This is a genomic window from Spartobacteria bacterium UBA695, assembly GCA_002298145.1.
Taxonomy (GTDB): Bacteria; Verrucomicrobiota; Verrucomicrobiia; order Chthoniobacterales; family Chthoniobacteraceae; genus UBA695.
In genome coordinates, this window is the sequence record DBMP01000001.1 from 39,029 (window position 1) to 63,271 (window position 24,243).

Consider the following 24,243-nt stretch of genomic DNA (forward strand, 5'->3'; position numbering starts at 1 on the left):
AGTTTGGGTGTATAGTTCCCATACCTTGCAAAAAGGTGGAAACCCCTCCCCTGCGTCTCGCGGGGTTTCGCGGAAGCAATCAACCCAGTTCAATGGATATGAAAAGAACGCTGATCGTTACGGTATTGGGCGCTTTGACGGCGCTCCCGGTGCTCGCCGAGGGGACGGCACCGCAAACAGCCACGCCACCGGCGGGCATTCAACAATGGCAAGCTCGCAAAGCGGCCATGCAAGAAGTCTGGCAATCGCTGACCCCGGAGGAGCGCCAGAAACTGAAAACCGCCCGGGAAACGGCCAAGAGCGATCCGGTCGTGGCCGAGGCGAAGAAAAAACTGATGGAAGACCGCAAGAACTACCACCAGGCACTCAGCTCGGCGATGATCAAGACTGATCCGTCGCTGGCGCCGGTCCTTGAGAAGTTCAAGGAGGCGAAGGCTAAAACGCACCACAAGAAGTAGAACGAGCGCTCTTTAGAACGCTAATTGCAGTAGGTCCGAGGGGCCGGGGGGGAAAATCCTCCGGTCCTTCTGTGTTGACCTGACGCAGTGGCCTTACGCCGCGGGGAAAAGCCGGGCGTATTCGTCCAATAAATAGCGGTCGGTCATCCCCGCGAGGTAGTCGCAGACGGCCCGGTGCAGGCCGTCGCACTCAACGCGGGCCGAGGTGATGGAGCCAAGGAGATGGGGCTTGGCCAGGTAGGCCTCGAAGACCCGGCCAAGCATTTCGCAGGCTCGGCCGTTCATCTGGGCCACGTCGGGGTGGTGGTAGAGATGGGCGTAAAGGAAGGTGCGCAACTGCTGGTTGGCGCGGGCCAGGCCCTCGCTGTAGCTGACTAGCGGATGAGGCTGGCGGCGAACTTCCTCCACGGAGCTGACGCCCGAGGCACGGATGGCGGCGTCGGTGGTGGTCACAACGTCCTCGACTTCCCGGTCGATGATGCACCGGATGACGTAGGCATTGAGTTCGCGCCCCTCGATCTCGGGGAAGCGGCGCTTGACGTCGTCGTGGGACTCGCGCCAGACGTCCAGTTCGCCGAGCTGGGCGGGGTGGATCAGGTGGCAGTCGAGGCCGTCGTCCAGGTCGTGGCTGTAGTAGGCGATTTCGTCGGCGAGGTTGGCCACCTGGGCTTCGAGCGACGGGTTCAGGTAGCAGAGGGCGTGGCTGCCGGGGGGCGGGAGGTAGATTTCGCGGTGTTTTTGCAGACCTTCGAGGAGCTCGAAGGTGAGGTTGAGGCCTTCGAAGTGGGGGTATTTTTTTTCGATCAGCTCAACGAGGCGCAGGCTCTGTTCGTTGTGGTCGAAGCCGCCATGGGCGCGCATCAAGCCATCAAGCGCCTCCTCTCCGGCGTGGCCGAAGGGGGCGTGGCCGAGGTCGTGGGCGAGCGCGATGGCCTCGGCGAGGTCCTCATTGAGCCCCAGGGCGCGGGCGATGCAGCGCGTGATGGAGACGACCTCCATGGTGTGGGTGAGCCGGGTGCGAAGGTGGTCGCCGGTGCCGTTCAGGAAGACCTGCGTTTTGTACTCCAGGCGGCGGAAGGCGCGGGAGTGGATGATGCGGGCGTAGTCGCGCTGGTACTCGGTGCGCAGCGGGTGGGGCGGCTCGGGGTGGCGGCGTCCGGCGGACTGGCCAGAGCGCTGGGCGTAGGGGGCGAGCGTGGCGGCTTCCTGGGCGATGGTGGCTTCGCGGGTGCGGATCATGGCTCGTGGTCGCCGCCCAGGATGCGGCGCTTGAGTTCCTGGCGAGCGCGGATGCCCTCGGCGCGGACACTAAGGGCGTCGTAGAGGGCCAGCAGCGCGGAGGTGAGGGTGAGCCAGAGGCAGGCGCCCCAGTAGAGGAGGAAGAGGATTGGGTGCTGGGAGAGCCAGGCATCGAGCAGCACAGCTCCCACGCCGAGCCATGCGAGCGCGGCCACGACGATCCAAAAGAGGACCTGGCGGCGCATCGTGCGGTCGTTCAAGATGCCTTTGGTGATGAGGATGATCCAGGCGGTCTGGTTCATTGCGAAGAACTTAAACGCAAAACGGCGCAAAAGGCACAAAAAATTCGTTCGGGCGGACGCCGCGCGTTGTCGCTCTCGTTCCCGAGTTGAACTCTCGGGAACGAGGCCGCTGGTCGCTTGTTTTTTTACTTCCCGCGCGAGACGCTCTCGTAGACTTTCTCGTACTTCTCGGCGGCGGCGGGCCAGGAGAAGTCCGAGGCCATCGCCCGGCGCATGACTTCCTGCCACTTGGCCGGTTGGGCAAAGACGGCTTTCGTCCGGCGGATGGCGTCCCAGAGGGCGGCCGGGGTCTCGTCGAAGAAGACGAAGCCGTTGCCGGTCGCTTCGGTCGGGTCGTAGTCCTGGATGATCTGGTGGAGGCCGCCGGTGATCCGGGCGACGGGAAGCGTGCCGTATTTGAGGGTGTACATGGCCGTCTGGCCGCACGGTTCGAAGTGCGAGGGGATGAACATGACGTCGGCCCCGGCGTCGATGCGGTGGGCCAGGGCGTCGTCGAAGCCTTTCCGGAAGACGAATTTGCCAGGGTATTTCCGCGCGGCGATCATCAGCTCGCGCTCGTACTCTTCCTCCCCTTCGCCCAGGATGGCCAGGCGGACGTCGTCGGAAAGCAGGCGGTCCAGGAGGGGGATCAGGAGGTCGAGGCCTTTTTGCTGGGCCAGGCGGCTGATCATGGCAAAAACGGGCCCGGTGGGAGCGGCGTTGAGGCCCAGTTCCTCCAGCAGCGCTTTGCGGCAGCAGGCTTTGCCCGCGAGGTTGGCGGGGGTGTAGGCGGAGGGAATGGTTTTGTCGATGGCGGGGTTCCAGATGTCGTAATCCGCGCCGTTGAGGATGCCGACGAGCTTGTGGGCCTGGGCCCGCAGGATGCCGTCCAGGCCGCAGCCAGCCTCGGGGGTCTGGATGTCGCGGCAGTAGCGCTCGCTCACCGTGGTGACTTTGTCGGCGAAGACGATGCCGCCTTTGAGGAAGTTGAGCCGCCCGTGGAATTCCAGGCCGTTCTGGCTGAAGTAGTGGCCGGGCAGGTTGGTGAGGCCGAAGTCGACGCCCCAGAAGCTCCCCTGGTAGGCGAGGTTGTGGATGGTCAAGACGGTGCCGAAGGGGAGGCCGCGCTCTTTGACAAAGGCGGGGACGAGGGCCGACTGCCAGTCGTGGGCGTGGAGGATATCCGGGGCGGGGTCCATGTGGCGGGCGAGCTCGACGACGGCGCGGGAAAAGTAGATGAACCGCTCGGCGTTGTCGTCATAGGAGCGACCCTCGGAGCCGTAGATGCCGCTGCGGTCGAAGTACTCGTCGCGGCGCACCAGGAAGACCTGGACGCCGGTGGGGGCGGTGCACTCGAAAATTTCGGCGTCAAGGCGCTTGCTGCCGACGTTGACTTTGACGTCCACGCCGGTGCTTTTCAGGGCGAGCGCCTTGTTTTCGCGGATGCTCCGGTAGAGCGGCAGGACCACGCTGACTTCGTGACCCCGCTTCAAAAGCTCCGCCGAAAGCGCCTCGATCACGTCGCCCAGGCCGCCTGTACGCGCCAAGGGCGCCATTTCCGTGCTCGCCATCAATATCTTCATGCCGAGTTTTATAAACGAGAGGTTCCTTCGCGCGATAGAAAAAAGAAGCCGCGCGATGGACATAAGGCAATCCATTGCGCGGCGGTGGGGATTTTTTTCCGGAAATCCTAGAAACTCAGCTGGAAGCCGCCGATGACGGCGTTGGCGACCATGTTAAAGGCAGCGTGCCGATCGGCAAAACCACGATAAACACATTATTTAATGGAAACGCTATGAGGAAACAGTTTATCAGCACCGCTCTCTGAACGAAAAGAGGGCTCTTGATTCGCGAATTCCCCCCGCCAAAAAAGCCAGAGAAAAGGCTCTTGCCATGCGAGATTTGACCCCCTAGAGTTCAAAAATCCTGTGATGAGGTAAACATGACCCTGGGGCATCTATTATCCGTTGATCAAATTATACCAGAGATGAAGGCGACCGAGCGATGGTCCGCCATCGTCGAATTGGTGGAAATGCTGGTGAAGCTGGGAAAAATCAAAGCCGCCGACCAGGAAAGCGTGCTGGCGGCGCTCCGGGCGCGCGAGGAGACCATGAGCACCGGTATCGGCTTCGGCATTGCCATTCCCCATGCCTCTTCCGACCGCGTGGGCGAGGTGGTCGCCGCTTTTGGCCGCTCCAGCAGCGGGATCGAGTTCGATTCCCTCGACGGCCTGCCGGTGAAGTTCATCGTGCTCTTCATCGTACCGAAGGACCAGTTCCAGACCCACCTCCGCACCCTGGCCGCCATTGCCAAGTTCCTGAATGACCGCTCGGTTCGCGACCACCTGGCGACCGCGGCTAATCCCCAGGAGATTCTGTCCATTTTCGAGGCCTCCTCGCCCATGAAGTAAGGCTTGGCCCGTACCTAAACTACCAGACGCCATTGGGCGGACACCGCGCGCGGGGTTCGCCTTTTTTTTGCCCGCGCGCGAGGGCCTGGGGACAAATGGCCTTCCCCCCACCCCCCGGAGTGAGTTAAGCTCGGGGTTTTCTCGTATGACGACGATCCAGACTCTCCTCGAATCCCGGCTTTCCGAAGCGTTGGGGGCCCCGGCCCAGGTCTCCGCCACGGCGGACGCCCGCTTTGGCGATTACCAGACCAATGTGGCGATGGTCCAGGCCAAGGCCCAGCGCGCCAATCCCCGCAAGATCGCGGCCGAGCTGATCGAGCGCATCAACGTGGCCGACTTCTGCGAGCCGCTCGAAATCGCCGGGGCGGGATTCATCAATTTCCGCCTGAAACCGGAGTTCGTAGCGCAGCGGACCCTCGCGCTCCTCGGCGACGCCCAACTCGGCGTGCCCAAGGCCGAAAAGCCGCAGAAGATCGTCATCGACTTCAGCTCGCCCAACGTCGCCAAGCCGATGCACGTGGGCCACATCCGCTCGACCATTCTGGGCGATACGCTGGCCCGCATCGCGCGCTTCCTGGGCCACGAGGTCATTACAGACAACCACGTGGGGGACTGGGGAACGCAGTTCGGCAAGGTGATCTACGGCTGGAAGCACTTCCGCGACGATGCGGCGCTGGAGGCCGACCCGATCCACGAACTGGTGCGCCTCTATAAAGAGGCCAACGCCCTCTGCGACTCGAACCCGGCCATCCTGGCAGAGTGCCGCGAGGAGCTGGTGAAGCTCCAGGCGGGCGACCCGGAGAATCTCGGCATCTGGAAAAACACAGTGGCCCTCTCCTGGAAGGAATTCGAGGCGATGTACAACCTCCTTGATATCCGCTTCGACGAGCACCTGGGGGAGAGCTTCTACAACGACGACCTGGGGCCCCTGGTGGACCGCCTGCTTTCCTCCGGCATCGCCGAGGTGAGCGAGGGGGCCGTCTGTATTTTCTTCCGCGACCTCCCGGCCCTGGCCGATAAACCGGCGCTGATCCGCAAGAGCGACGGCGGGTTCCTCTATGCCACGACCGACCTGGCCACCATCGAGTACCGCATCAAGCGCTGGCACGCCGACGCCATCTGGTACGTGGTCGGCGCGCCCCAGGCGCTTCATTTCGAGCAGATTTTCGCCGCCACCCGGCGCATCGGCCTGGAGGCCAACCTGAAGCACATTCCCTTCGGCAGCATCCTGGGCGAGGACCGCAAGCTCATGAAGACCCGCTCGGGGGAAAACGTCGGCCTGCGCGACGTGCTGGAGGAAGCCCGCACCCGGGCGCTGAAAATCGTCGCGGAAAAGAACCCCGGCCTGCCCGAGGCGGAGCAGCAGGAGATCGCCCGCGTGATTGGCATCGGCGCGGTGAAGTATGCCGAGCTCTCGCAGTTCCGCATGAGCGACTACGTTTTCTCCTGGGACAAGATGCTCTCCTTCCAGGGCAACACGGCCCCGTATCTGCAAAACGCCTACGTGCGCATTCAGTCGATTTTCCGCAAGCTGGAGGGTAAGTTCACGCCCCCCTCGGCGCTGACGCTCTCCGAGCCCGCCGAATGGGCCCTGGCCAAGAAGCTCCTCGCCTTCGGGGAGACGGTGCCAGAGACGCTGGGCGACTTCCGCCCGAACCTGCTGGCCAACTACCTCTTTGAACTGGCCAATACGTTCCACAGCTTCTACGAGGCCTGCCCCGTGCTCAAGAGCGAGGGGGCGGTGAGGGAATCGCGCCTCGCCCTGTGCGAATTGACCGCCCGCGTGCTGCGCTCCGGGCTCGGGCTGCTGGGCATCGAGACCACGGAGCGGATGTAGCTTGCCTTATTCCGCTAAATCCGCAGAGTGGCACCCCTCATCATGAGACCCAATATTACCCTGATTACCGCGTTGGCAGGTGCTTGCCTCTCAGCCGGTTGCGTTGTCGAACCGCTTCCTCCCCCACCCAACGGCCCCATTTATCGTGGCGGCTATGTAGAGGCCGCCCCGTATCCTCCGGACGAGATTTTTGTTCCCGAGATTGTCATCATTGAAAGGGGCATCCGCCACGACCGGTATTTCTATCAACGCCATCCCGAGATCTATCGCCGGGACCGGATGATGTATCCGGACCGCTTCCGCATGCCGCCGCCGCACCACCGGGGGGATTTCCGCCCGGATCACCGCCCGGACTATCACCACCCGAATTTCCAACGGCCTGAAGTTCAGCGCCCCGGCAACCAACGGCCTGAGTTTCAGCGCCCCGGCAACCAACAGCCCGAGTTTCAGCGCCCTGGCGGCCAACGGCCCGAGTTTCAGCGCCCTGGCGGCCAACGGCCTGAGTTTCAGCGCCCTGGCGGCCAACAGCCAGGAGCCCAGCGCCCGGGAGCCCAGCAGCCGACGAATAACCAGCAGCCGGTCGATCACCGCAAAGATGATCCCCGCAAGAAAAAGCCTCTCCCGGGACAACCCGATGGCCAGGTACATCCCTAGCTTCCGGGGTTAACTCAACCTTTAAAAAAAACAGCGCGCGCTTGGGTTACACCGGGCGCGCGCTTTTTTGTTCCTCAAGCCAGAGCCAGGCCAGCGCCGCCAGCAGAACGAGATCGCGAAAGAGCGCGACGCCGATCTGCCCGACCGACCCGCTCGGGCCGAAGCATCCGCATTCGATATCCAGCCCCCTCGCCCAGGCGCTCACCAGGGCGACGATAAAGACCACGGTGAGGGCCGCCAGCAGGGCGATCGAGCCGGTGTAAAAACGCCGCACCACCAGGCCCGCTCCGCATAAAATCTCTAGCCACGGGAGGTAAAGCGCCAGCAGCGACGCCGCCGGGCCGGATAGAATCCGGTAGCCCTCAACGGCTTGCACAAAGGCCACCGGGTCCACGACCTTGAGCACGCCCGCGACGATGAAGAGCCAGCCGATGACCCAGCGCAACAACAGGCGGCCCCACGGCTTCAGCGCGTTTTCCATGTGTTCCAGCCTCCCTGCAAGATCCCGACGGTGCCGAGATTAAAGTCCCGCAGCCGAGAGGCCACCTCGTGGCTGTCGGCCTGCGCCGGAGAGGCGCAATAGACGACAACGGCACGCCCGGGCTCCCATTTTTCGAGCAGCACCGGGAGGGCCGCGTCCCACTCCGCCACGTTGAGCAGCAGCGCGCCCGGGATGTGCTCGGCCTCGTAGTCCGCCCTCGGCCGGGCGTCGATCCAGAGCGGCTTCTCGCGCAAGGCCTCTTCCAAAGTGATTTCCTGCGGCTCCGGCTCGGGCTTTTGCGGCAGACCACCCCGCAGCCATGCGGTGATCCCCGCGCCGCAAGCGGCCAGGGCCACGAGCGCCACGGCCTGGCAGGCAGCCCGCCGAAGCGCCTCTCTACTTAACCTGAGCATAGGCCTGGAAGTCCTTGTTCTCTCCCGAGCGCGTGACGCCCTGGAGCTTGAGAACGGCCGTTTGCTTTTCCCCGGTGGCGGAGGGGGCTACGCTCAGCTGGTATTCCGCCCCTTCCTTGACCGTCGAGACCTTGGCGGTGAACAGCGGGTTGTTAGAGGAGACACCGACAATTTTAAGCCCCGCTTCCGAAGGCACCCGGACGCGGATCGTTTTCGGCCGGGGCTCTTCGCCGGTGCGCCAGAAGACGAGCGGCGGATCGAGCTGGACGGCGTCGCCAATGCGGGCAACGAGGGTCAGCGTGACGGGCTCGGGTTCGCCCTTGATTTTCACCGCAATGGCCTTGGCCTGGGTCCCCTTGCGCGAGCCGGGGGTGAATATGGCGTCGATCTGCCCTTTTTCGCCGGGCTGGTAGACTTTCTTATCGAGCGCGGCGGTGGTGCAGCCGCAGCCGGGCTTGACGGAGTCGATCACCACCGGCTGTTTCGAGACGTTGGTGAAGCCAAACTCCGCCCGGACGGTTTTTTCTCCCGGGACGCCCTGGGCCTCGACCGTTTTGCGGTCCCATTTCAGCGCCGAATCTGCGTTTACCCAACCGGTCAGGGCGGCCGTGATGATCAAAAAGGGAATGAGCCTCATACTCCCTGAATCGCGGGCCGGTCGTCGGTCTGGTGGGTGCTTCTGGGGATTCTGGGGATTCTGGGAGGCGTAGGGGCATCTCCTACCAGCGCCGCTCTTCCCGCCGGAATTGGGCGGGCCCGCGCCGGGTGTAGCGCAGGAAGACCCGGCTGAAATGGTGCCGGTTGGCGAACCCGGTGGCCTCGGCGATTTCCTCAATGGAGGCGTCTGACAAGAGCAGCAGGCGGCACGCCTCGCGAATCCGCCGCCGGGCAACGTACCGGGCGGGCGTGGCGCCGGTCCATTCCTTGAACCAGCGGATGAATCCCTCCAGGCTCATGGCTGCCTGGGAGGCAAGGAGGGCGTTGGAGAGGTCGCCCGGCAGGGAACGCTCGATGCGCTCCAGCACGGCTCCCAGCGCGGGGGGGAAGCCCGGGCCCGGGCCGGGCATTTCCGCCGCCCAGGCGTGGAGCAGGCTTAGGGTAAGCTGGTAGAGGCGCCATTTTCCCTCGGGCGGCGGCACGGCTTCGGCCAGGCATTCGCGCAAGGCGGCAAGATTGGCCCCCATCGGGCCGGTGAGCGGGACGCGGCGAACCTCGTGGGCCAGGCCCATTACCAGCGGCGGCGAAAAGTGGACCCACAGATGCGGCACCCCGGAGGCTCCCCGGGAGTCAAAGGGCGTGTTTTCCGGGATGATGAGCAGTTCGCCGGGAGAGAGCGCCAACCGGCGGCCCGCCACGACCACCGCCGAACCTTTTTTGCCGTTGTAGTAAAGCCGCCAGAACGGGTTGCAGAGGCCGTCGTAGTTCCAGTCGCCGCAGTCGGGCAGGAAGCCGCATTCGTGAAGCTGGAAGCCGCCCCCTCCGGCGGGGGCTACATCGTGGAGCGCCGCGGAACGCAGCTGCCGGGGGTCTTTCCACCGGATCAGATCATTTTTGGATATAACAAAAGCACGATTCGGCACAGACGTATTTATGCCTCAAGCGCTAGGATATGACAATCTCAACCCTCCCTAAGTCCATCATTAAAAGACATACCGCGCTATGATCCCCAAAAAACTTCGCTTCCGCCAGGTCCACCTCGACTTTCACACCTCCCCCGACATCGAAGGCATCGGGACCGCGTGGGACAAAAAGGCCTGGCAGGAGACGCTCCAGGCCGCGGCGGTCGATTCCATCACCTGCTTTTCCAAATGTCACCACGGCCTAAGCTACCACCCGACGCGGGTGGGCGTGATGCACCCGCATTTGAAGTTCGACCTGCTGCGCAAGCAGATTGACGCCTGCAAGGAAATCGACGTGCGCGTGCCGGTCTACCTCTCGGCGGGGCTCGACAACACCATCACCCTGACCCACCCGGAGTGGCGCGAACTCAACGCCTCGGGAGGCCCCGGCGGCGCGGTATGGAATAATACTACCCCTCTCCAGCCCGGCTTCCACAAGCTCTGTTTCAACACGCCCTACCTCGACTACCTCTGCCGCCAGATCGAGGAGGCGGTGACGCTCTTCCCCGAGGCCGACGGGATATTCCTGGATATTATCTACCAAGGCGAGTGCTGCTGCAACTGGTGCATGAAGGAAATGAAGCGCCTGGGGTTGGACCCGCTCAAGGAGGAAGACCGCAAGGCGTCGGCCCGCCTCGCGCTGGAGCGCTACTACCGGGCCACGACCGCTGCCTGCAAGATCAAGGACGCCGCCATGCCGGTATTCCACAACAGCGGCAACGTGAGCCGCGAGGACCGCGACCTGCTGCAATACCAGAGCCACCTGGAGCTGGAATCGCTGCCGACCGGCGGCTGGGGCTATGACCATTTCCCCGAGTCGGCGGCCTATGCCTCGCGCGTGGGGCTCGACTACCTCGGGATGACCGGGAAGTTCCACCTTTCCTGGGGTGAATTCGGCGGCTTCAAGCACCCCAACGCCCTGCGCTACGAATGCGCCGCGATGACGGCCTTTGGCGCGAAGTGCAGCGTGGGCGACCAGCTCCACCCCGACGGGCGGCTCGACCCCTCGACCTACGAGATCATCGGCGAGGCCTACAACGAGCTGGCCGCGACCGAGCCTTGGTGCACCGGCACACTCCCCGTGGCCGACATCGCGATCCTCTCCAGCGAAGCCGAGAACGGCCGCAGCGAAGCGACTGGAGCAGCGGACACCGGCGCATGCCGCATCCTGCTGGAGGGCCACCACCTCTTCGCGCTCGTCGACCGGACGGCGGATTTCGGAGCGTTCAAACTGCTGGTGTTACCAGATAATATCGCCATCGACGAGAACCTCCGGGCCCGGCTCGACGGCTTCCTGGCGGGCGGCGGCAAGCTGCTCCTCTCCGGCGCCAGCGGGCTGAAAAAAGGGACGGCGGCGTTCGCCTGGGACCTCGGAGCGGATTACTCCGGCGAGAGCCCGTTCTCGCCCGATTACCTGCTGCCCGCGCCCGGCTTCCGGCCTGCGTTCATCCGCACGCCCTCAGTCTCCTACGGCGCTTCGCACCGGATCAAGGCGACCACAGGGCAAAGCCTCGGCCAGATCTTTGACCCGTACTTCAACCGCACCTACGCCCATTTTTGCAGTCACCGCCACACCCCCTACCAGCCCGAACCCTCCGGCTACGACGCGGGCGTCATCCACGGCAACCTCGCCTACCTCGCCCACCCGGTTTTCTCGATCTACCGCTGGAACGGCACGCTGGTGCAGCGGGAGCTGGCCCTCAAGGTGATCGACGCGCTCCTGGGCGAGACGCGGACGGTGCGAACCAACCTCCCCACAGGCGCGCGGGTGACGCTTCACCGCCAGGCCCCCGAGAAGCGCCAGGTGCTCCACCTCCTTTACGCGAGCAAGCAAACCCGGGGCGGCCTGGCCAAAGAGTGGCAGGAAAACAGCGCGGTGGTGGAAGTCATCGAAGACCTGGAGCCGCTGGCGAACATCGGGGTATCGGTCTGCTCAGAAGCCCCCATCGCACGGGCCACGCTGGAGCCTCAGGGAGAGGAACTGCCGATCACCTGCCGCGAAGGGCGCATCGAGTTCACGATCCCCTCCTTCACCTGCCACCAGATCGTGGCGCTGCACGAGGCGTAAACCCCTCTTGGGAGGACGGCGGCGTCTAGATGATGCCGCCGTTGACCCGCAGCGTCTGGCCGTCAACCCACCCGGCATCGGGGCCCACCAGGAAGGCCACGACGCGGGAGATATCCTCGGGCTGTCCGAGCCGTCCCATGGGGGGCAGCTTGGCAAGGTGCTCGATCTGTTCCGGCGTTTTGTCCTTCAGGAAAAGCTCGGTGGCGGTCGGCCCAGGGGCGATGGCGTTGACGGTGATGCCCCGGCCCCGCAGTTCCTTGGCAAAGATATTCGTCATCGTCTCGACCGCCGCCTTGGTCGCGGCGTAAATCGAGTAACCCGGCAGCGCGAGGGCTTTGACGCTGCTGGAAAAATTGACGATGCGCCCCCCGGGGCGAAGCTTCGAAGCCGCGACCCGCAGCGTGTTGAAGGTTCCCTTGAGGTTCACCGCCACCAGGCGATCAAAAAGATCGTCATCGGTATCGGCAAGCAAGGTCTGGCCCGGCTGGATAATCCCGGCGTTGTTGATCAAAATATCCACGCCACCGAAAAGCGCAGCCGCTTGGTCAAACAAGGCGGCGACTTGCGCGGGAACCGAGACATCGGCCTGGATGGCCGCCGCTTGCCCCCCCTGTTCGCCAATCTCCCGGACGACCGCGTCGGCGTCGGCTTTGCGGCCCGCGTAGTTGATGACGACGGCGATGCCATCAGCGGCCAGGCGGCGCGCGATGGAGGCCCCGATCCCGCGGGAGGACCCGGTGACGATGGCGACCCTGGCAGGATGGTTTTGCGGATGAGTGCTCATGACTTTTTATACGACTTTCATAGTCAAACGCCACTAAACGGCCTCTCTATAAAAAATATCTCACGCAAAGAAGGCAGATGCGTTTCTTCTTTGCGTCTTTGCGTGAGACTTAATGCCTTTTATCTGTGTAAATCGTATTATTCTAGACACCTAATAGACAAAAAGCCATGAAGAGCACCTTTGGGGGTGTTCGCTGCGGGACCAATCGGGTGATACAAAAAAGCCCGACCGATCGTGCAGGGAAACCCCCGTGGAATTAACTGGCCCCTGTTTTAGCGAACGGCAATGCTCAGCTCTCGTGAATACCCGGACCGTGATGAGATTGTTTTACCTGGCAACGTTCGCCGTTTTTTTATTCCTGGGAACAGGCTGTGCATCGATCGAGTGGTGATGAGGTGATGCCTCATCGAATGGAAACGGGATCTTCCGGTAACTGGAATCCGCCATATTTGCGGATATGCAGCCAGTCCTGGTACTCGGGCGCGAAGGGGTCCTCAGCGAGCACCGCGGCTTCGTCGAAATACTTCTGCGTATTGGTGCTTTGAAAAAGCTGGCGGTCTTCGCCGACCGGGCAGACCTTGATGCAGAATCCGCACGGGTTGCGGAAGGCGGCGCGGAGCCGCTTGCCGTTGGCCGCGCAAGCCTCGAGGTCGAAGTCCGCGTAGGGGCGCCCCGCCTGGCTGGAGAGCGCTTTGACCGGGCAGATTTGCTCGCAAAGATGGCAGTCGCGGCAGAGGGTTTCCGTGGGCAGCGGATCGCCTTCCAGCTCCAGCTCCGTGAAGACGGAAATCAGCCTTTGCCGGGGTCCGAAGGCCCGGGTCAGCAATGCCCGGCTGCGGCCCACGGTGCCAAGGCCCGCCAGGTGGGCGGCCCAAACGTGGGAGAAAATCGCCGTGGGGGGTTCCGCCAGCACCTCGGGTTCGCCCTGGCCGTCGCGCGGCAGATTGATGGCGGCATGGCCGTTGCGGTTCAGCAACCCGGCGACGCGGTAGGCCACTTCGTCCAGCAGGTCGTTGGTGATGAGGTATTGTTCGCGGCCAAGCTCCGAGGGCGCGGCTTCCACGATGGGCAACCAGAGAGGCACCCCGAGGACGATCACCGTTTTCGCCAGCGGCCAGATCGCGAGGGGTCGGAATTCCGGCGGGACCTCGGCGAAGTCATCCCAGCGGCTCACCGGCGCAAAACCCACGGATTCCGCCCCGTATTCGAGGGCGCGGGCAATAATTTCATTTTTGGTCAAGGTTGGGGCGGGCATAAGACTTGGAAAATTTTGCTTCAGGATTCCGACGAAGGGAGCGGCCCCAGATTCATGGGATGAACTGGGTCCAGCGACACCCTGTTTTTGGCAAAGAAGGCGGTGCGTTCTTCGAAATAGTGGTTGACCTTGCGGCTTTGGAAGCGCTTGCGATCCTCGCCCACGGGGCAGACTTTAAGGCAGTAGCCGCAGGGCTCCCCTTTGAATTTTGCACGCCGGTTTAAGCAGGCGTACTTATTCATATTGGAGCGCCGGTCCTTGTGCTTGTTGCCGGAAAAGGACTGCGTGAGGCAGGCTTTCTGGCAGAGTTGGCACTTGTTGCAAATCGAACCCTCCTCGACCATGGGGTCGCCCTCCAGTTCGAGCGCGGTCAGCACGGAAACGAGTCGATGCCGAGGGCCGAACTCGCGCGTGATGAGGCAATGATTCCACCCCACTTCGCCCAAGCCCGCATAATGAGCCGCCCAAACATGGGAAAACACGGCAACGGGGCGGAGTCGCATGGCGTCGACCCCGTAGCCGTCCCGGCAAATATTGAAGGCGGCGTGGCCGTGGCGGTTCAGAAACGCAGATAAGCGGTAGGCGATTTCGTCCAGCAACTGGTTCGTGTTCGTGTATTGCGCGTGGTAGACCGCATTGATCTTCGTTTCCGTGATCGGCAGGAGCGATGGAATGGAAATGGCGATGACCGTTTTGGTCAATGGCCAGAGCCGCTGGGGATCGTACTCCCAGGAGAGATCGCCGTGCTCCGCCCAGCGCCCGACGGATGCAAAGCCGACCAGCTCCGCGCCCAGCCGTTTCGCCTCGGCGATGATTTCCGCTTTCGTGAGCGGTGCGGCCCCCTGCTGGCTCATAGCTGCTTTGAGTAGTGGTTATATTTTACCTTGTGGTAATCCAGTTTGTCGGCCGCGATGGGGGGCTTGGTTTCGTCGGGGTGACCGATGCTGATCACAGCGGTAACCTTGATCTGTTCAGGCAAGCCAAGCAGCTCCTGGATAAAAGCCTCCGCCGACGTCTCGGCGTCGTGGGGGCGGTTGCGAATTTGCACCCAGCAGCTACCCAGGCCAAGCGACTCTGCCTGCGCCTGCACCAGGATGGCCGCAATCGAGGTGTCCTCAATCCAAACGTCGGACTTGGCGCTATCGGCCGCGATGACGATGCCCAGCGGGGCTCCTTTTAAAAAGGCCCCACCACGAAGCTTCGCCGTGGAAAGCTTTTCCAATAACGCGGGATCGTCCACGACAATAAATTCCCACGACTTGCCATTGTGCGAAGTGGGAGAGCGGAGCAGCGCCTCGACGAGTAAATCCAGGGATTGCCGATTCACCGGCTCGGAGGTGTACCGGCGGATGCTGCGGCGTTTTCGAAGGAGGTTAATCATACGCACTAGGTATATAGGATTTTAACAGAATGCCAAGCAGCTCCGCAGCTTTGGGTCATTTTTGCGCGATCACCCCGAACAATGATTTCCGTTGGCCGTAGCGAAAGGCGATGCGTTTTTCCCGCCTCGGGATGCGGCTCGGAGGGAGAGTCGCCCGTGGGTTCTTTATGCAAGCCACTTTCAGAGAGATCCGAAAAAGTGGCAGCGCGTAGGGGAATCGAACCCCTGCACCAGCCTTGAGAGGGCTGTGTCCTAGCCTCTAGACGAACGCGCCGTTTGGGAGGAGAGAGAGTATCGGCGTTTTTGGCTTATGGCAACGGAAATCTACTTAGCAGCCGCCCTTCCTCCTTTTGAAGCGCTTTGTGCAGGGCTTCCAGGCCTACCGGTTTGACGAGGTGTTCGTTGAATCCCGCCGCGCGGCTCGCCCGTAGGTCGTTCTCGGTGCCGTAGCCGCTGAGCGCGATGCCGGGAATCCGCAGCTGGCGCATGAGCTCCAGGCCGCTTCCGTCGGGCAGGCCGAGGTCGCTTACGAGGATGTCGAAAGAGGCGTTGCGGGCGTGTTCGAGCGCGGCGGCATAGGTATCGGCTGGGGTCACGGCGTAGCCCCATTTGCGGAGCATCCGGGAGAGGACGAGCAGGGTGTCGCGGTGGTCCTCCACCAGCAGCACCCGGACGCCTTTCGCCTCCGTCGGCGGCGCGGCGGGCACGGAGACGGCCTCGGAAATGGCCTCCGGGGCGGGGACCCAGCCCAGGTCCACGGTGAACGTGCAGCCGCGGTTAAGGCCCTGGCTCTGGCAGCTCAGCGAGCCGTGATGGAGATCCACGACGGCCTTGGCGATGCTGAGGCCCAGGCCCAGCCCGCCGGAGCCCCGTTTCTGCCCCAGCTGCTCGAAGGCCTCGAAGATGCGCGGGATGTCCCGGGGCTCGATACCGATGCCGGTGTCGGCCACTTCGACCTCGATCCGGTCGCCGTCGTCGCGGGTCCTGACGTCGATGCGGCCCCCCTCGGGCGTGAATTTGATGGCGTTTTTGAGGAGGTTCCAGAAGGCCTGCTGGAGCCGCGCTCCGTCGCCGTTGACGTGGTGATGCGGGGCTTCCAGATGGAGGCTGACGGTCTGCTTTTTCGCCACGGCGTCGCTTTTGCAGATCTCCACGGTGCTGCGAAGGCAGGCATGGACGTCGGTGTCGGATGGGGTGATCTCCAGCTTGCCCTTGCCGATGCGGGTGACGTCCAGGAGGTCGTCGATCAAGCGCGCTTCGAGGGCGACGTTGCGGCCGATGAGCTCCAGGTCTTCGCGGGATTCGTCGGAGAAGCCGCTCTCTTCGCGAAGCATGGCGACGGTGGCCAGGACGGCGGTGAGCGGGGTGCGCAGCTCGTGGCTCAGGACGCCCAGGAACTGGTCCTTGGCGCTGCTGGCGGCTTCGGCGGTTTCCTTGGCCGCCCGCAGCTCGGCCTGGATCTCTTCGAGCTGGTCGATCACCCGGCCCTGCTGGACGTTGCGCAGCGCCAGCTTGGAGAGCTGCCCGGCGATGAGGTAGAGCACCTCCCCCACTTGCTTGAAATGCTGGGTCGACATGTGCGGCACTTGGGCAAGGGCCTCGCGGTAACGGCCCTCGTCCGCGCCGATGTCCCGGGCATAGCCCATGAGCTGCTCGTCGGAAATGGATTCGTCCCGGACCTGGCCGATCAGCCAGTTGGCGATGTGCTCGGTGCCCACGCAAATGCTGGCGCCGCCGTCAAAGAGCCCGCCGCTGAGGCACGGGGCGATGATGGGCCCCTCGGGGTGGGTCCGGCCCAGGGTGGCGTCGGATCGATAGCAGTTCCGGCGGCCCTTGGGCGTGGCGCGGATTAATTGGCAAAGCGTACAGAAGTTGCTCGGCTTGGTGAGGGGGCGCCCGTTGGCGTCGGTGATGATGGAGGCTACGCCCGTGGCGGTGGAAAACGCGTCCTGGATGCGCTGGATTTCCCCCAGGTCGAATAAATCCTGGAACCGAAGAGCGCCGCCTCCCTTCACGGGCCGCTCGAGGGATACGCGCCGTTTTTCCAGGGCCGGTCCCCGGGGAGGCTGGGTGCGCCGCCCGGCAAAAAAGGCGGCGATGACGCCAAGCAACATCCCGCCCGGGACCAAAAAACGTCGAATTAACCGCAGGGGGGGTGGGGCTCCAACCGGAACGTGAAATAGATCGCGCATGGCTCTTCCAAGATGGCTGCCATTAGAGGTTCTGACCCTAAAGAATAAGGTGCGCGCCCCCGGTTTGCAACCCACTCTACACTGTGGCTCGCTCTACGCCGGTTCGATATGGACCAGGACATCCCGGATGGCCGGGTGGGTATCCCGCAGGCAGTCTTTGACCTCGTGGGCGATGGCGTGCCCCCGCCGGACGGTGAGCGAGCCGTCGACGCGCACGTGGATGTCCACGTAGTATTCCAGGCCCATCTTGCGCACGTAGCATTTATCGATGGCCTTGACGTCGCGAACCGTGCAGGCCGTCGCCCGGATGGCCGCGCTGAAATCGCGCGACGGGGCGGTGTCCATGATTTCCAGGACGGCCGGGATGAGCAAGAGGACGCCGTTGGTGCCAATGACGGCGCAGGCGGCAAGCGCGGCCCATTTGTCGGCCACTTCGTAGCCCGGGCCCCCGGCCAGCGCGATGGAGATGCCGATGAACCCGGCGGCAGACGTGATGGCGTCGCTGCGCTGGTGCCAGGCCTCGGCCTTCAGCGAGGTGCTCGCAACGTCGTCGCCCGCCTTGGCCAGGCGGCGGAAAAGGAATTCTTTAATGATCACGACGCCGACCAGCACGACGAGCGTAAAGGCCTTGGGCATTTGCTGCTCGACCGCGCGCAGGCCCCGGACGCTCTCGTAGGCGAGCCCGGCGGCGACGCAAAGGATGATAAGGGAAATGACGAGCCCTGCAATCGGCTCCGCCTTGCCGTGGCCGTAGGGGTGTTCCTCATCGGGCGGGATGGCGGCGAACTTGAGGCCGCTCCAGATAATGATCGAGCTGCCCACGTCGAGCAGCGACTCCACGCCATCGGCGATCAGGGCATAGGCATGACCAAACACGCCCGCACCGATCTTAACGGCGGCAAGCGCGATATTGATAACCACCCCCTGGAGGGCCAGTTGCTGGCCTCGATCGTGCAGCGACATGCGGGAGAAAATTGAGGCTTCGCGACGTGGGTTCAAGCTCTTTTTTTTGCCGCGCAATGGGCTTCTGGAGCTGGGAAAAGAGAAGAAGAAGAAAGATTGACCGCCGGGCGGCTTCAAGGCGACTCTTCTTACAAAACCAAACTATGCCTAAAGCCGTCATTTACCGTCAATATGGCGTTCCCGCCGAAACCGTTGAAGTCGAAGAAATCGCTCCGGCCAAGCCCGGCTTGGGCGAGGTCCGGGTGAACCGCATTCTCGCGCCGATCAACCCGGCCGACCTGAACACGATCGAGGGCAAGTACCCCGCCCGCTACCCGCTCCCGGCCACGCCTGGCATCGAGGGGGTGGGCACCATCGCCGAGCTGGGCGAGGGAGTGACCTCCACGGATCTGAAGGTCGGGAGCGCCGTACTGCTGCCCGCGGGCCTGGGTTCCTGGCGCGAGGAGGTGATTGCGAAGGCCTCGGATCTTTTCCCGGTGCCCGAGGGGGTGCCCTACCAGGAAGCCGCGATGATCCGGGTGAACCCGGCGACGGCCTGGCGGATGCTGCACGACTTTGTGGCCCCGCAGCCGGGCGGCTGGGTGATCCAGAACGGGGGCAACTCCGGCGTGGGCCGCTCGGTGATCGCCATTGCGCAGAAGATCGGCCTCAAGACGGTGAGCCTGGTCCGCCGCCCGGAGCTGATCGACGAATTGAAGGCCCTCGGGGCCGATGTGGTGCTGCTCGACGACGAGACCGCCAAGGATAAGATCAAGGAAAGCACGGGCGGGGCGAAGATCCTCCTGGGGCTCAACTCCGTGGGCGGCGAGAGCGCCATCCGCGTGGCGGGCGCGCTGGCCAACGGCGGCAAGGTCGTGACGTTCGGCGCGATGAGCCGCCAGCCGATGAAGATCCCGACGGGGTTCCTGATTTTCAAGGACATCCAGTTCGTCGGCTACTGGATGACGCGCTGGTACAAAAATACGACCGTGGACCAGCACCGCGCCCTCTTTGCCCAGCTCCTGGAGCTGGCGAAGGCGGGGACGTTCCAGACGCCGGTGGAGAAAATCTACCCGGTAAGCGAGGTTCGCGAGGCCATCACGCGCGCCCTGCAAGGCAGCCGCGGCGGCAAGATCCTGCTCGGGCAGGCCTAAGCTAGTGTTACCCGAACTTCACACATCCATTCCCGGCCCCCGTTCGCGCGAGGCTGCGGAGGCGCTGCGCCGTTATGAATCGCGTAATGTGACCTACCTCGACGCGGAGTTCCCGGTTTTCTGGGAACGGGCCGCCGGGGTGAATGTGTGGGATGTGGACGGAAACCGCTTCCTGGACTGGACGAGCGCCTTTGGCGTGGCGGGCCTGGGGCATACCGCGCCCGCGGTGCGCGAGGCGCTTGTGGATCAAGCCGGAAGGCTCCTCCACGGCATGGGCGACGTCCACCCGACGCCGCTCAAGGCCCGCCTCTGCGAGCGGCTCAGCGCGCTGACCTTCGAGCGCTGGGGCGCGGGCCGGGGCAAGACGATCCTGGGCAACTCGGGCTTCGAAGCGGTGGAGGCGGCGCTAAAGACGGCGCTGCTGGCCACCTGGAAACCGGGGGTGATCGCCTTTGAGGGGGCCTACCACGGCCTGGGCTACGGCGCGCTGGAGGTGGCGGGGACGCCCTATTTCCGCGAGCCCTTCCACGCGCAGTTAAAGGACTTCGCCACGCTGCTCCCCTACCCGCACGGGCCTTCAATCCCCGGTGGCGACGAATTCCCGGACGGGCCAGAGGGCTGGGAGGAGCGGCTGGAGGCGCAGATTGACGCGGCGGTGGCCGCAAAGCCCATCGGGGCCATTCTGGTGGAGCCGATCCAGGGACGCGGCGGGGAGATCGTGCCGCCGCGCGGGTTCCTGCCGCTGCTGCGCCGGGTGTGCGACCGCCACGGGCTGCTGCTCATCCTGGATGAAATTTACACGGGGCTGAACCGCACCGGAGCGCTCTTTGCATGCGATCACTCGGGGGTGGTCCCCGACCTGCTTTGTACCGCCAAGGCGCTCACCAGCGGCTTCCCTCTCTCGGCCTGCGTGGGGCGCGAGGCGGTGATGGACGCCTGGCCGCTTTCGCAGGGGGAGGCGCTCCACACGAGCACGTTTTTGGGCAATCCGCTCGGCTGCGCAATGGCGCTGGCTTCGCTGGAGATCCACGCCCGGCCGGAAACGGCGGCCCACGTGCGGGAACGCGGCGAGCGCCTCAAGGCGGCGCTGCGCGGGATCGCCTCGCCGCTCATCAAGGACGTGCGCGGGGTGGGGCTGCTGGTGGCAATCGAGTTCGCCCTGGACGGCCTGGCCCTTAATAACCTTGTGAAACGGGCCCTGCGCGACGGGCTCATTCTGCTCCAGAGCGGCCCGCGCGGGGATGTGCTGGGGTTCACGCCGCCCTTTGACATTGCCGACCTGGAGATTGACTTTACCGCCGAACGCATCGCCACCTACCTTTCATGACTTCCGAATCCAACACCGCCGAGATCTCCGGGTTCCTCTCGGTGGTCCGGTCCTTTCGGCATCGAAATTTCCGGCTGTTTTTCAGCGGCCAGTGTATTTCGCTCGTCGGAACGTGGATTCAGGGCGTGGCGCTCGGGTGGACGGTTTATCAGCTGACCAACTCGCCCTTTCTGCTCGGGCTGGTGAGCTTCGCGGGGCAGTTGCCGGTGTTTCTGCTGACGCCGATCGCGGGCGTCTTCGTGGACCGCGCGAACCGTCACAAGCTGCTCCTGTTAACGCAGTCGCTGGCGATGATCCAGGCGACGATCTTGACGGTGCTGACCTACTCGAACCATCTGACGATCTGGTGGGTGGTGGTGCTCAACGCCGTGGGCGGGACGATCCTGGCGACGGACATGCCAACGCGCCAGGCATTCATATCCGATATGGTGGGCCATGGACCGGACCTGCCCAATGCCGTGGCGCTCAATTCGTTTACGATCAACGGGACGCGCATGATCGGCCCGGCGGTCGGCGGCTTGCTGCTGGTGGCTTGGAGCCCGGCGTTCTGTTTTTTGCTCAACGCGGTGAGCTACATCGCGGTGATCGCGGCCCTGGCGGCAATGCGCATCAACCCGGTGATCCGCCCGCGCGACCGAGACTCGAAGGCGCTCCACGAGCTGGCCGACGGGGTGCGCTATGCTTTGCATTTCCTGCCCATCCGGACGATTCTCACGCTGGTGGCCATTGTCAGCCTGACGGGGGCATCGTACATGGTGCTGATGCCGATTTTCGCGGCCAAGGTGTTCCACGGCGGGGCGCATACGCTGGGCTACCTGATGGCCGTGCCGGGCGGCGGCGCGCTGCTGGCGGGGATCTACCTGGCCTCGCGCAAGTCGGTGCTCGGCGCGGGGAAACGGATCGCCGCAGGGGCGGTGATTTTCGGCGTCGGGCTGGTTGTTTTCGGCACTTCGCGCTGGATGCCGCTTTCGCTCGTGGGCCTGGGGCTGACGGGCTTCGGGATGATCATGCAGCTGGCTCTCTCCAATACGGTGCTGCAAACGCTGGTGGAAAACGATAAGCGGGGCCGCGTGATGAGCCTCTTTACGGTGGCGTTCGTGGGCATGGCCCCCTTCGGCAGTATGTTGGCGGGGGGCGTGGCGGAGCGGCTCGGCGCGCCCTTGACGGTGACGCTCGGCGGGTTCGTCTGCATCGCCAGCGGGATTACTTTCGGCCTGCGGCTCCCGGCATTCCGAAACGCCGCCCGGCCAATCTACATCGAAAAGGGGATCCTCCCGGCGGAAATCGCCTCTGGCATCCGGAATGTGACTCAGTACTCCAGGCCACCGGAGGATTGAGCGCCGCAGCCTACGCCCGCCCGCAACGTTCGCGCAGGACCATTTCGAGATACTCGCGGTAGTCGCACTTGGGCATCCGCTCGATGCGCTCCTGCAATTCGGCGGCGTTGAGGAACCCGGCGTTGAAGGCCACTTCCTCCAGGCAGGCGACTTTGAGCCCCTGGCGGTGCTCGATGGCGGCGACGTAATCGCTCGCTTCCATGAGGCCTTCGTGCGTGCCGGTATCGAGCCAGGCCATGCCGCGCCCGAGCATTTGCACGTAAAGCTGGCCGCGCCGCAGGTACTCGCGATTGACGTCGGTGATCTCCAGCTCGCCCCGCGCGGAGGGCTTTAGGTGGCGGCAGATGTCGACGACCTGGTTGTCGTAAATGTAGAGGCCGGGGACGGCGTAGTTGCTCTTGGGGCGGGCGGGCTTCTCCTCAAGGCTCACCGCGCGGCCCTGGGCGTCAAACTCGACGACGCCGTAGCGGCTGGGGTCGCGCACGGGGTAGCCGAAGATGCACGCGCCTTGTTGTATGGTCAGCGCGGTGCGGAAAAAATCGAGCGTACCGTAGAATATATTATCCCCCAGGATAAGGGCGACGCCGGAGTCGCCAATGAAGTCCGCGCCGATCTGGAAGGCCTGCGCGATGCCTGCCGGATGCTCCTGGACGGCGTAATGGAGCTGGATACCGAAGCCCGAGCCGTCGCCAAGGATATCGCGAAAGCTGGGAGTGTCTCTCGGTGTGGAGATGATGAGCACGTCCCGGATGCCCCCCAGCATCAGCGTGGCCAGGGGGTAGTAGATCATCGGTTTATCGTAGACGGGGAGCAGCTGCTTGCAAACCACGCGGGTCAGCGGATGCAGGCGGGTTCCTGAGCCGCCGGCAAGGATGATGGCCTTCTCTATTTTCATTGCGCTCATAAAAACGCGCGGGAGAGCCCCAGCAGACGCATCAATCCGCCACAAGGTTTCGGCAAGGGCTCGGAGCGCCGGGGCGGGGCCGCCAGCTCTGGGTAGTCGGTAGGATTGAGTGCGTCGAGCCGCTGGCCGAGGGAGGCGGCGTGATCGGCCACGAGCCCGGCGGCGAGGGAGAGGAAAACATCGGCGCGAAAATCAGAGGCGCCATCAAAGAGCCGCCGGAAGTAGCGGCCGGCGGCGGCGCGCACTTCGCCGGAGACGGCCAGGCGCGGAGCCAGCTCGCGCAGAAGATCGAACTCCAGGCGCACGAGCTCTGCCGCGACGGGGGCGCGCCCGTCGGCTTTGATAGTATTGGTGGTGTGGGTGCGGTAGCGCAGCAGCGGCTCGGGCAGCACGCCGAAGGCCCCCTCCAGCACAGCCAAGGAGGCGAAGAAGTAGTCGTGCGCGTAGCGGTAGGCGCGGAAGGGATGCGCCCGGGCGTAGTCGGCGCGGATGACGTAGTTGCTGGTGGTCTTGGTGAAGTTCGATTCGCCGAGCCACTCCGCGACATCGCGCGAGGGGTCGGCCCAGATGCGCTGCATCCGGCGCACTTTGGCGTGATCGGCCGGGAGGGGCTCGCCGTCGGTGCCGATGAGGCGATAGGCGGTGCAGACCACGGCTTTCTCCGGATGGCTCCCGAGCCAGGTGACGCAGCGCTCAAGGCGCTCCGGTTCGTAGAGGTCATCCGAATTGAGGATGGCGATGAAATCCGCTCCGCAGGCTCCGGCGATGGCGCGGTTGAGAGCGACGTGGGCTCCGGCGTTGGGCTGCTCGATGAGGCTCAGCTTTACCCCGGGGTGCGCGGCGGCAAAAGCCCGGATGATCTCCGGGGAGCCGTCGCGCGAGCCGTCGTCCACCACGACGATTTCGCGGGCGGGGAGGCTCTGGGCGGCCACGGACTCTAGCGCGGCGCCAATGTACGCGGCATGGTTGTAGGACGGGATGACGACGGTTACGGAGGGCACGCTGAGATGATCCATTCGGGGGTTGGCTAGGGAGCGTTTTAGAGCTTTTCTCCGAGTTCGGAAACCCTAAACTTCACCCATGCTACCCGAAACGCCGACCATTGAGACGCAGGTACAGGTAATGTTTTTCGACACGGATTGCGCGGGCGTGGTCCACAATATCGCTTATTTGCGTTTTATCGAGACCGCCCGCACGGAGCTGGGCGAGCAGCTGGGCCTGGGCCTGGCGGACATGTCGCGCACGCAGCTTTTCCCAGTGGTGGTTCGCATCGAGATCAACTACAAGCGCCCGGCGGTGCTGGGCGACCGCCTCGTGGTGGAGGGCCGCCTGGAGACCGTGGAGCGCAGCCGCTTCTGGTGCGCCTTCCGGGTCGTCCGCCCCTCGGACGGGGCGCTCATCGTGGAATCCCGGCAGATGCTCGCGCTGGTGCAGATGCCCCAAGGGAAGCCGCAGCGGGTTCCGGCGCATTGGATGGAGTGTTTCGCGCATTTAAGGAGCTAACGCC

Annotated in this window: 24 protein-coding genes and 1 tRNA gene; 8 read left to right on the forward strand and 17 right to left on the reverse strand. The window is 64.0% G+C overall.

Annotated features, from left to right (window positions below; genetic code table 11):
• Positions 1-98: 98 nt before the first annotated feature.
• Positions 99-458 (forward strand): hypothetical protein, encoded by a 360-nt coding sequence (locus B2828_RS00185; protein WP_479631652.1) that lies wholly within the window; start codon positions 99-101, stop codon positions 456-458.
• A 93-nt stretch (positions 459-551) separates the two neighbouring features.
• On the opposite strand, the gene B2828_RS00190 is transcribed toward B2828_RS00185, so the two are convergent.
• The 3 genes from B2828_RS00190 to glgA form a co-directional block, all read right to left on the reverse strand.
• Positions 552-1,697 carry a deoxyguanosinetriphosphate triphosphohydrolase gene (locus B2828_RS00190; protein WP_479631653.1) on the reverse strand — a complete coding sequence of 382 codons (1,146 nt, stop codon included), beginning with the start codon at positions 1,695-1,697 and terminating at the stop codon, positions 552-554.
• On the reverse strand, positions 1,694-1,999 hold the full coding sequence (locus B2828_RS00195) for a hypothetical protein (RefSeq protein ID WP_479631654.1): 306 nt from the start codon (positions 1,997-1,999) through the stop codon (positions 1,694-1,696). The genes B2828_RS00190 and B2828_RS00195 overlap by 4 nt, the downstream gene beginning before the upstream one ends.
• A 125-nt stretch (positions 2,000-2,124) precedes the next feature.
• The gene (gene glgA / locus B2828_RS00200; RefSeq protein ID WP_479631655.1) at positions 2,125-3,561 is read right to left on the reverse strand and encodes a glycogen synthase GlgA; all 1,437 of its coding nucleotides are present in this window, start codon (positions 3,559-3,561) and stop codon (positions 2,125-2,127) included.
• Positions 3,562-3,920: 359 nt separating this feature from the next.
• Here glgA and B2828_RS00205 point away from each other — a divergent pair, with 359 nt between their 5' ends.
• Both B2828_RS00205 and argS read left to right on the forward strand, forming a co-directional pair.
• Positions 3,921-4,388, forward strand: coding sequence for a PTS sugar transporter subunit IIA (locus B2828_RS00205; RefSeq protein ID WP_479631656.1), 468 nt, complete (start codon positions 3,921-3,923; stop codon positions 4,386-4,388).
• A gap of 145 nt (positions 4,389-4,533) precedes the next feature.
• Positions 4,534-6,225 carry an arginine--tRNA ligase gene (gene argS, locus B2828_RS00210; RefSeq protein WP_479631657.1) on the forward strand — a complete coding sequence of 564 codons (1,692 nt, stop codon included), beginning with the start codon at positions 4,534-4,536 and terminating at the stop codon, positions 6,223-6,225.
• A 90-nt stretch (positions 6,226-6,315) separates the two neighbouring features.
• On the opposite strand, the gene B2828_RS00215 is transcribed toward argS, so the two are convergent.
• The 5 genes from B2828_RS00215 to B2828_RS00235 form a co-directional block, all read right to left on the reverse strand.
• Positions 6,316-6,873, reverse strand: a complete 558-nt coding sequence (locus B2828_RS00215; protein WP_479631658.1) for a hypothetical protein — start codon at positions 6,871-6,873, stop codon at positions 6,316-6,318.
• Positions 6,874-6,925: 52 nt separating this feature from the next.
• Entirely contained in the window at positions 6,926-7,360 is a 435-nt protein-coding gene (locus tag B2828_RS00220) for a MauE/DoxX family redox-associated membrane protein (protein ID WP_479631659.1), read from the reverse strand.
• Positions 7,345-7,773, reverse strand: a complete 429-nt coding sequence (locus B2828_RS00225; protein WP_479631660.1) for a rhodanese-like domain-containing protein — start codon at positions 7,771-7,773, stop codon at positions 7,345-7,347. Before B2828_RS00225 ends, B2828_RS00220 begins: the two co-directional genes overlap by 16 nt.
• Positions 7,757-8,410: a DUF1573 domain-containing protein gene (locus B2828_RS00230; protein ID WP_479631661.1), complete on the reverse strand. Its 654-nt coding sequence runs from the start codon at positions 8,408-8,410 to the stop codon at positions 7,757-7,759. Before B2828_RS00230 ends, B2828_RS00225 begins: the two co-directional genes overlap by 17 nt.
• 82 nt (positions 8,411-8,492) lie before the next feature.
• On the reverse strand, positions 8,493-9,353 hold the full coding sequence (locus B2828_RS00235; RefSeq protein ID WP_479631662.1) for a helix-turn-helix domain-containing protein: 861 nt from the start codon (positions 9,351-9,353) through the stop codon (positions 8,493-8,495).
• Positions 9,354-9,432: 79 nt separating this feature from the next.
• On the opposite strand from B2828_RS00235, the gene B2828_RS00240 reads away from it, so the two are divergent.
• Positions 9,433-11,460, forward strand: coding sequence for an alpha-amylase family protein (locus tag B2828_RS00240; protein WP_479631663.1), 2,028 nt, complete (start codon positions 9,433-9,435; stop codon positions 11,458-11,460).
• Positions 11,461-11,485: 25 nt separating this feature from the next.
• On the opposite strand, the gene B2828_RS00245 is transcribed toward B2828_RS00240, so the two are convergent.
• The 7 genes from B2828_RS00245 to B2828_RS00275 all read right to left on the reverse strand — a co-directional run bounded on the left by B2828_RS00245 (position 11,486) and on the right by B2828_RS00275 (position 18,035).
• Positions 11,486-12,244, reverse strand: coding sequence for an SDR family oxidoreductase (locus B2828_RS00245; protein ID WP_479631664.1), 759 nt, complete (start codon positions 12,242-12,244; stop codon positions 11,486-11,488).
• 403 nt (positions 12,245-12,647) lie between these two features.
• The gene (locus B2828_RS00250; protein WP_479631665.1) at positions 12,648-13,499 is read right to left on the reverse strand and encodes a 4Fe-4S binding protein; all 852 of its coding nucleotides are present in this window, start codon (positions 13,497-13,499) and stop codon (positions 12,648-12,650) included.
• 20 nt (positions 13,500-13,519) lie between these two features.
• Positions 13,520-14,353, reverse strand: a complete 834-nt coding sequence (locus B2828_RS00255; protein ID WP_479631666.1) for a 4Fe-4S binding protein — start codon at positions 14,351-14,353, stop codon at positions 13,520-13,522.
• Entirely contained in the window at positions 14,350-14,880 is a 531-nt protein-coding gene (locus B2828_RS00260) for a nitroreductase family protein (protein ID WP_479631667.1), read from the reverse strand. The genes B2828_RS00255 and B2828_RS00260 overlap by 4 nt, the downstream gene beginning before the upstream one ends.
• A 199-nt stretch (positions 14,881-15,079) precedes the next feature.
• Positions 15,080-15,154 (reverse strand) — tRNA-Glu (locus B2828_RS00265).
• 34 nt (positions 15,155-15,188) lie between these two features.
• The gene (locus B2828_RS00270; protein ID WP_479631668.1) at positions 15,189-16,994 is read right to left on the reverse strand and encodes a PocR ligand-binding domain-containing protein; all 1,806 of its coding nucleotides are present in this window, start codon (positions 16,992-16,994) and stop codon (positions 15,189-15,191) included.
• Positions 16,995-17,165: 171 nt separating this feature from the next.
• Positions 17,166-18,035, reverse strand: coding sequence for a cation diffusion facilitator family transporter (locus B2828_RS00275; protein WP_479631669.1), 870 nt, complete (start codon positions 18,033-18,035; stop codon positions 17,166-17,168).
• 143 nt (positions 18,036-18,178) lie between these two features.
• Between B2828_RS00275 and B2828_RS00280 the strand changes: the two genes are divergently transcribed.
• Genes B2828_RS00280 through B2828_RS00290 form a run of 3 tightly spaced genes read left to right on the forward strand, consistent with a single transcriptional unit; the run spans position 18,179 to position 21,832 of the window.
• On the forward strand, positions 18,179-19,168 hold the full coding sequence (locus B2828_RS00280) for an MDR family NADPH-dependent oxidoreductase (RefSeq protein WP_479631670.1): 990 nt from the start codon (positions 18,179-18,181) through the stop codon (positions 19,166-19,168).
• A 4-nt stretch (positions 19,169-19,172) separates the two neighbouring features.
• The gene (locus tag B2828_RS00285) at positions 19,173-20,495 is read left to right on the forward strand and encodes an aspartate aminotransferase family protein (protein WP_479631671.1); all 1,323 of its coding nucleotides are present in this window, start codon (positions 19,173-19,175) and stop codon (positions 20,493-20,495) included.
• Entirely contained in the window at positions 20,492-21,832 is a 1,341-nt protein-coding gene (locus B2828_RS00290; RefSeq protein ID WP_479631672.1) for an MFS transporter, read from the forward strand. The genes B2828_RS00285 and B2828_RS00290 overlap by 4 nt, the downstream gene beginning before the upstream one ends.
• A gap of 10 nt (positions 21,833-21,842) precedes the next feature.
• On the opposite strand, the gene rfbA is transcribed toward B2828_RS00290, so the two are convergent.
• Both rfbA and B2828_RS00300 read right to left on the reverse strand, forming a co-directional pair.
• The gene (rfbA, locus tag B2828_RS00295; RefSeq protein ID WP_479631673.1) at positions 21,843-22,727 is read right to left on the reverse strand and encodes a glucose-1-phosphate thymidylyltransferase RfbA; all 885 of its coding nucleotides are present in this window, start codon (positions 22,725-22,727) and stop codon (positions 21,843-21,845) included.
• 5 nt (positions 22,728-22,732) lie between these two features.
• The gene (locus B2828_RS00300; RefSeq protein ID WP_479631674.1) at positions 22,733-23,752 is read right to left on the reverse strand and encodes a glycosyltransferase family 2 protein; all 1,020 of its coding nucleotides are present in this window, start codon (positions 23,750-23,752) and stop codon (positions 22,733-22,735) included.
• Positions 23,753-23,816: 64 nt separating this feature from the next.
• Here B2828_RS00300 and B2828_RS00305 point away from each other — a divergent pair, with 64 nt between their 5' ends.
• Positions 23,817-24,239, forward strand: a complete 423-nt coding sequence (locus B2828_RS00305; RefSeq protein ID WP_479631675.1) for an acyl-CoA thioesterase — start codon at positions 23,817-23,819, stop codon at positions 24,237-24,239.
• Positions 24,240-24,243: the final 4 nt, after the last annotated feature.

Bases quoted from the DNA above. Each gene is read 5' to 3' on its own strand.
- B2828_RS00280 (WP_479631670.1), top strand. From the start codon at position 18,179: ATGCCTAAAGCCGTCATTTACCGTCAATATGGCGTTCCCGCCGAAACC.
- B2828_RS00245 (WP_479631664.1), bottom strand. From the start codon at position 12,244: ATGAGCACTCATCCGCAAAACCATCCTGCCAGGGTCGCCATCGTCACC.
- rfbA (WP_479631673.1), bottom strand. From the start codon at position 22,727: ATGAAAATAGAGAAGGCCATCATCCTTGCCGGCGGCTCAGGAACCCGC.
- B2828_RS00195 (WP_479631654.1), bottom strand. From the start codon at position 1,999: ATGAACCAGACCGCCTGGATCATCCTCATCACCAAAGGCATCTTGAAC.
- argS (WP_479631657.1), top strand. From the start codon at position 4,534: ATGACGACGATCCAGACTCTCCTCGAATCCCGGCTTTCCGAAGCGTTG.
- B2828_RS00260 (WP_479631667.1), bottom strand. From the start codon at position 14,880: ATGATTAACCTCCTTCGAAAACGCCGCAGCATCCGCCGGTACACCTCC.
- B2828_RS00215 (WP_479631658.1), bottom strand. From the start codon at position 6,873: ATGTACCTGGCCATCGGGTTGTCCCGGGAGAGGCTTTTTCTTGCGGGG.
- B2828_RS00250 (WP_479631665.1), bottom strand. From the start codon at position 13,499: ATGCCCGCCCCAACCTTGACCAAAAATGAAATTATTGCCCGCGCCCTC.
- B2828_RS00270 (WP_479631668.1), bottom strand. From the start codon at position 16,994: ATGTTGCTTGGCGTCATCGCCGCCTTTTTTGCCGGGCGGCGCACCCAG.
- B2828_RS00190 (WP_479631653.1), bottom strand. From the start codon at position 1,697: ATGATCCGCACCCGCGAAGCCACCATCGCCCAGGAAGCCGCCACGCTC.
- B2828_RS00225 (WP_479631660.1), bottom strand. From the start codon at position 7,773: ATGCTCAGGTTAAGTAGAGAGGCGCTTCGGCGGGCTGCCTGCCAGGCC.
- B2828_RS00240 (WP_479631663.1), top strand. From the start codon at position 9,433: ATGATCCCCAAAAAACTTCGCTTCCGCCAGGTCCACCTCGACTTTCAC.
- B2828_RS00305 (WP_479631675.1), top strand. From the start codon at position 23,817: ATGCTACCCGAAACGCCGACCATTGAGACGCAGGTACAGGTAATGTTT.
- B2828_RS00185 (WP_479631652.1), top strand. From the start codon at position 99: ATGAAAAGAACGCTGATCGTTACGGTATTGGGCGCTTTGACGGCGCTC.
- B2828_RS00300 (WP_479631674.1), bottom strand. From the start codon at position 23,752: ATGGATCATCTCAGCGTGCCCTCCGTAACCGTCGTCATCCCGTCCTAC.
- B2828_RS00205 (WP_479631656.1), top strand. From the start codon at position 3,921: ATGACCCTGGGGCATCTATTATCCGTTGATCAAATTATACCAGAGATG.
- B2828_RS00275 (WP_479631669.1), bottom strand. From the start codon at position 18,035: ATGTCGCTGCACGATCGAGGCCAGCAACTGGCCCTCCAGGGGGTGGTT.
- B2828_RS00230 (WP_479631661.1), bottom strand. From the start codon at position 8,410: ATGAGGCTCATTCCCTTTTTGATCATCACGGCCGCCCTGACCGGTTGG.
- B2828_RS00255 (WP_479631666.1), bottom strand. From the start codon at position 14,353: ATGAGCCAGCAGGGGGCCGCACCGCTCACGAAAGCGGAAATCATCGCC.
- B2828_RS00290 (WP_479631672.1), top strand. From the start codon at position 20,492: ATGACTTCCGAATCCAACACCGCCGAGATCTCCGGGTTCCTCTCGGTG.
- glgA (WP_479631655.1), bottom strand. From the start codon at position 3,561: ATGAAGATATTGATGGCGAGCACGGAAATGGCGCCCTTGGCGCGTACA.
- B2828_RS00220 (WP_479631659.1), bottom strand. From the start codon at position 7,360: ATGGAAAACGCGCTGAAGCCGTGGGGCCGCCTGTTGTTGCGCTGGGTC.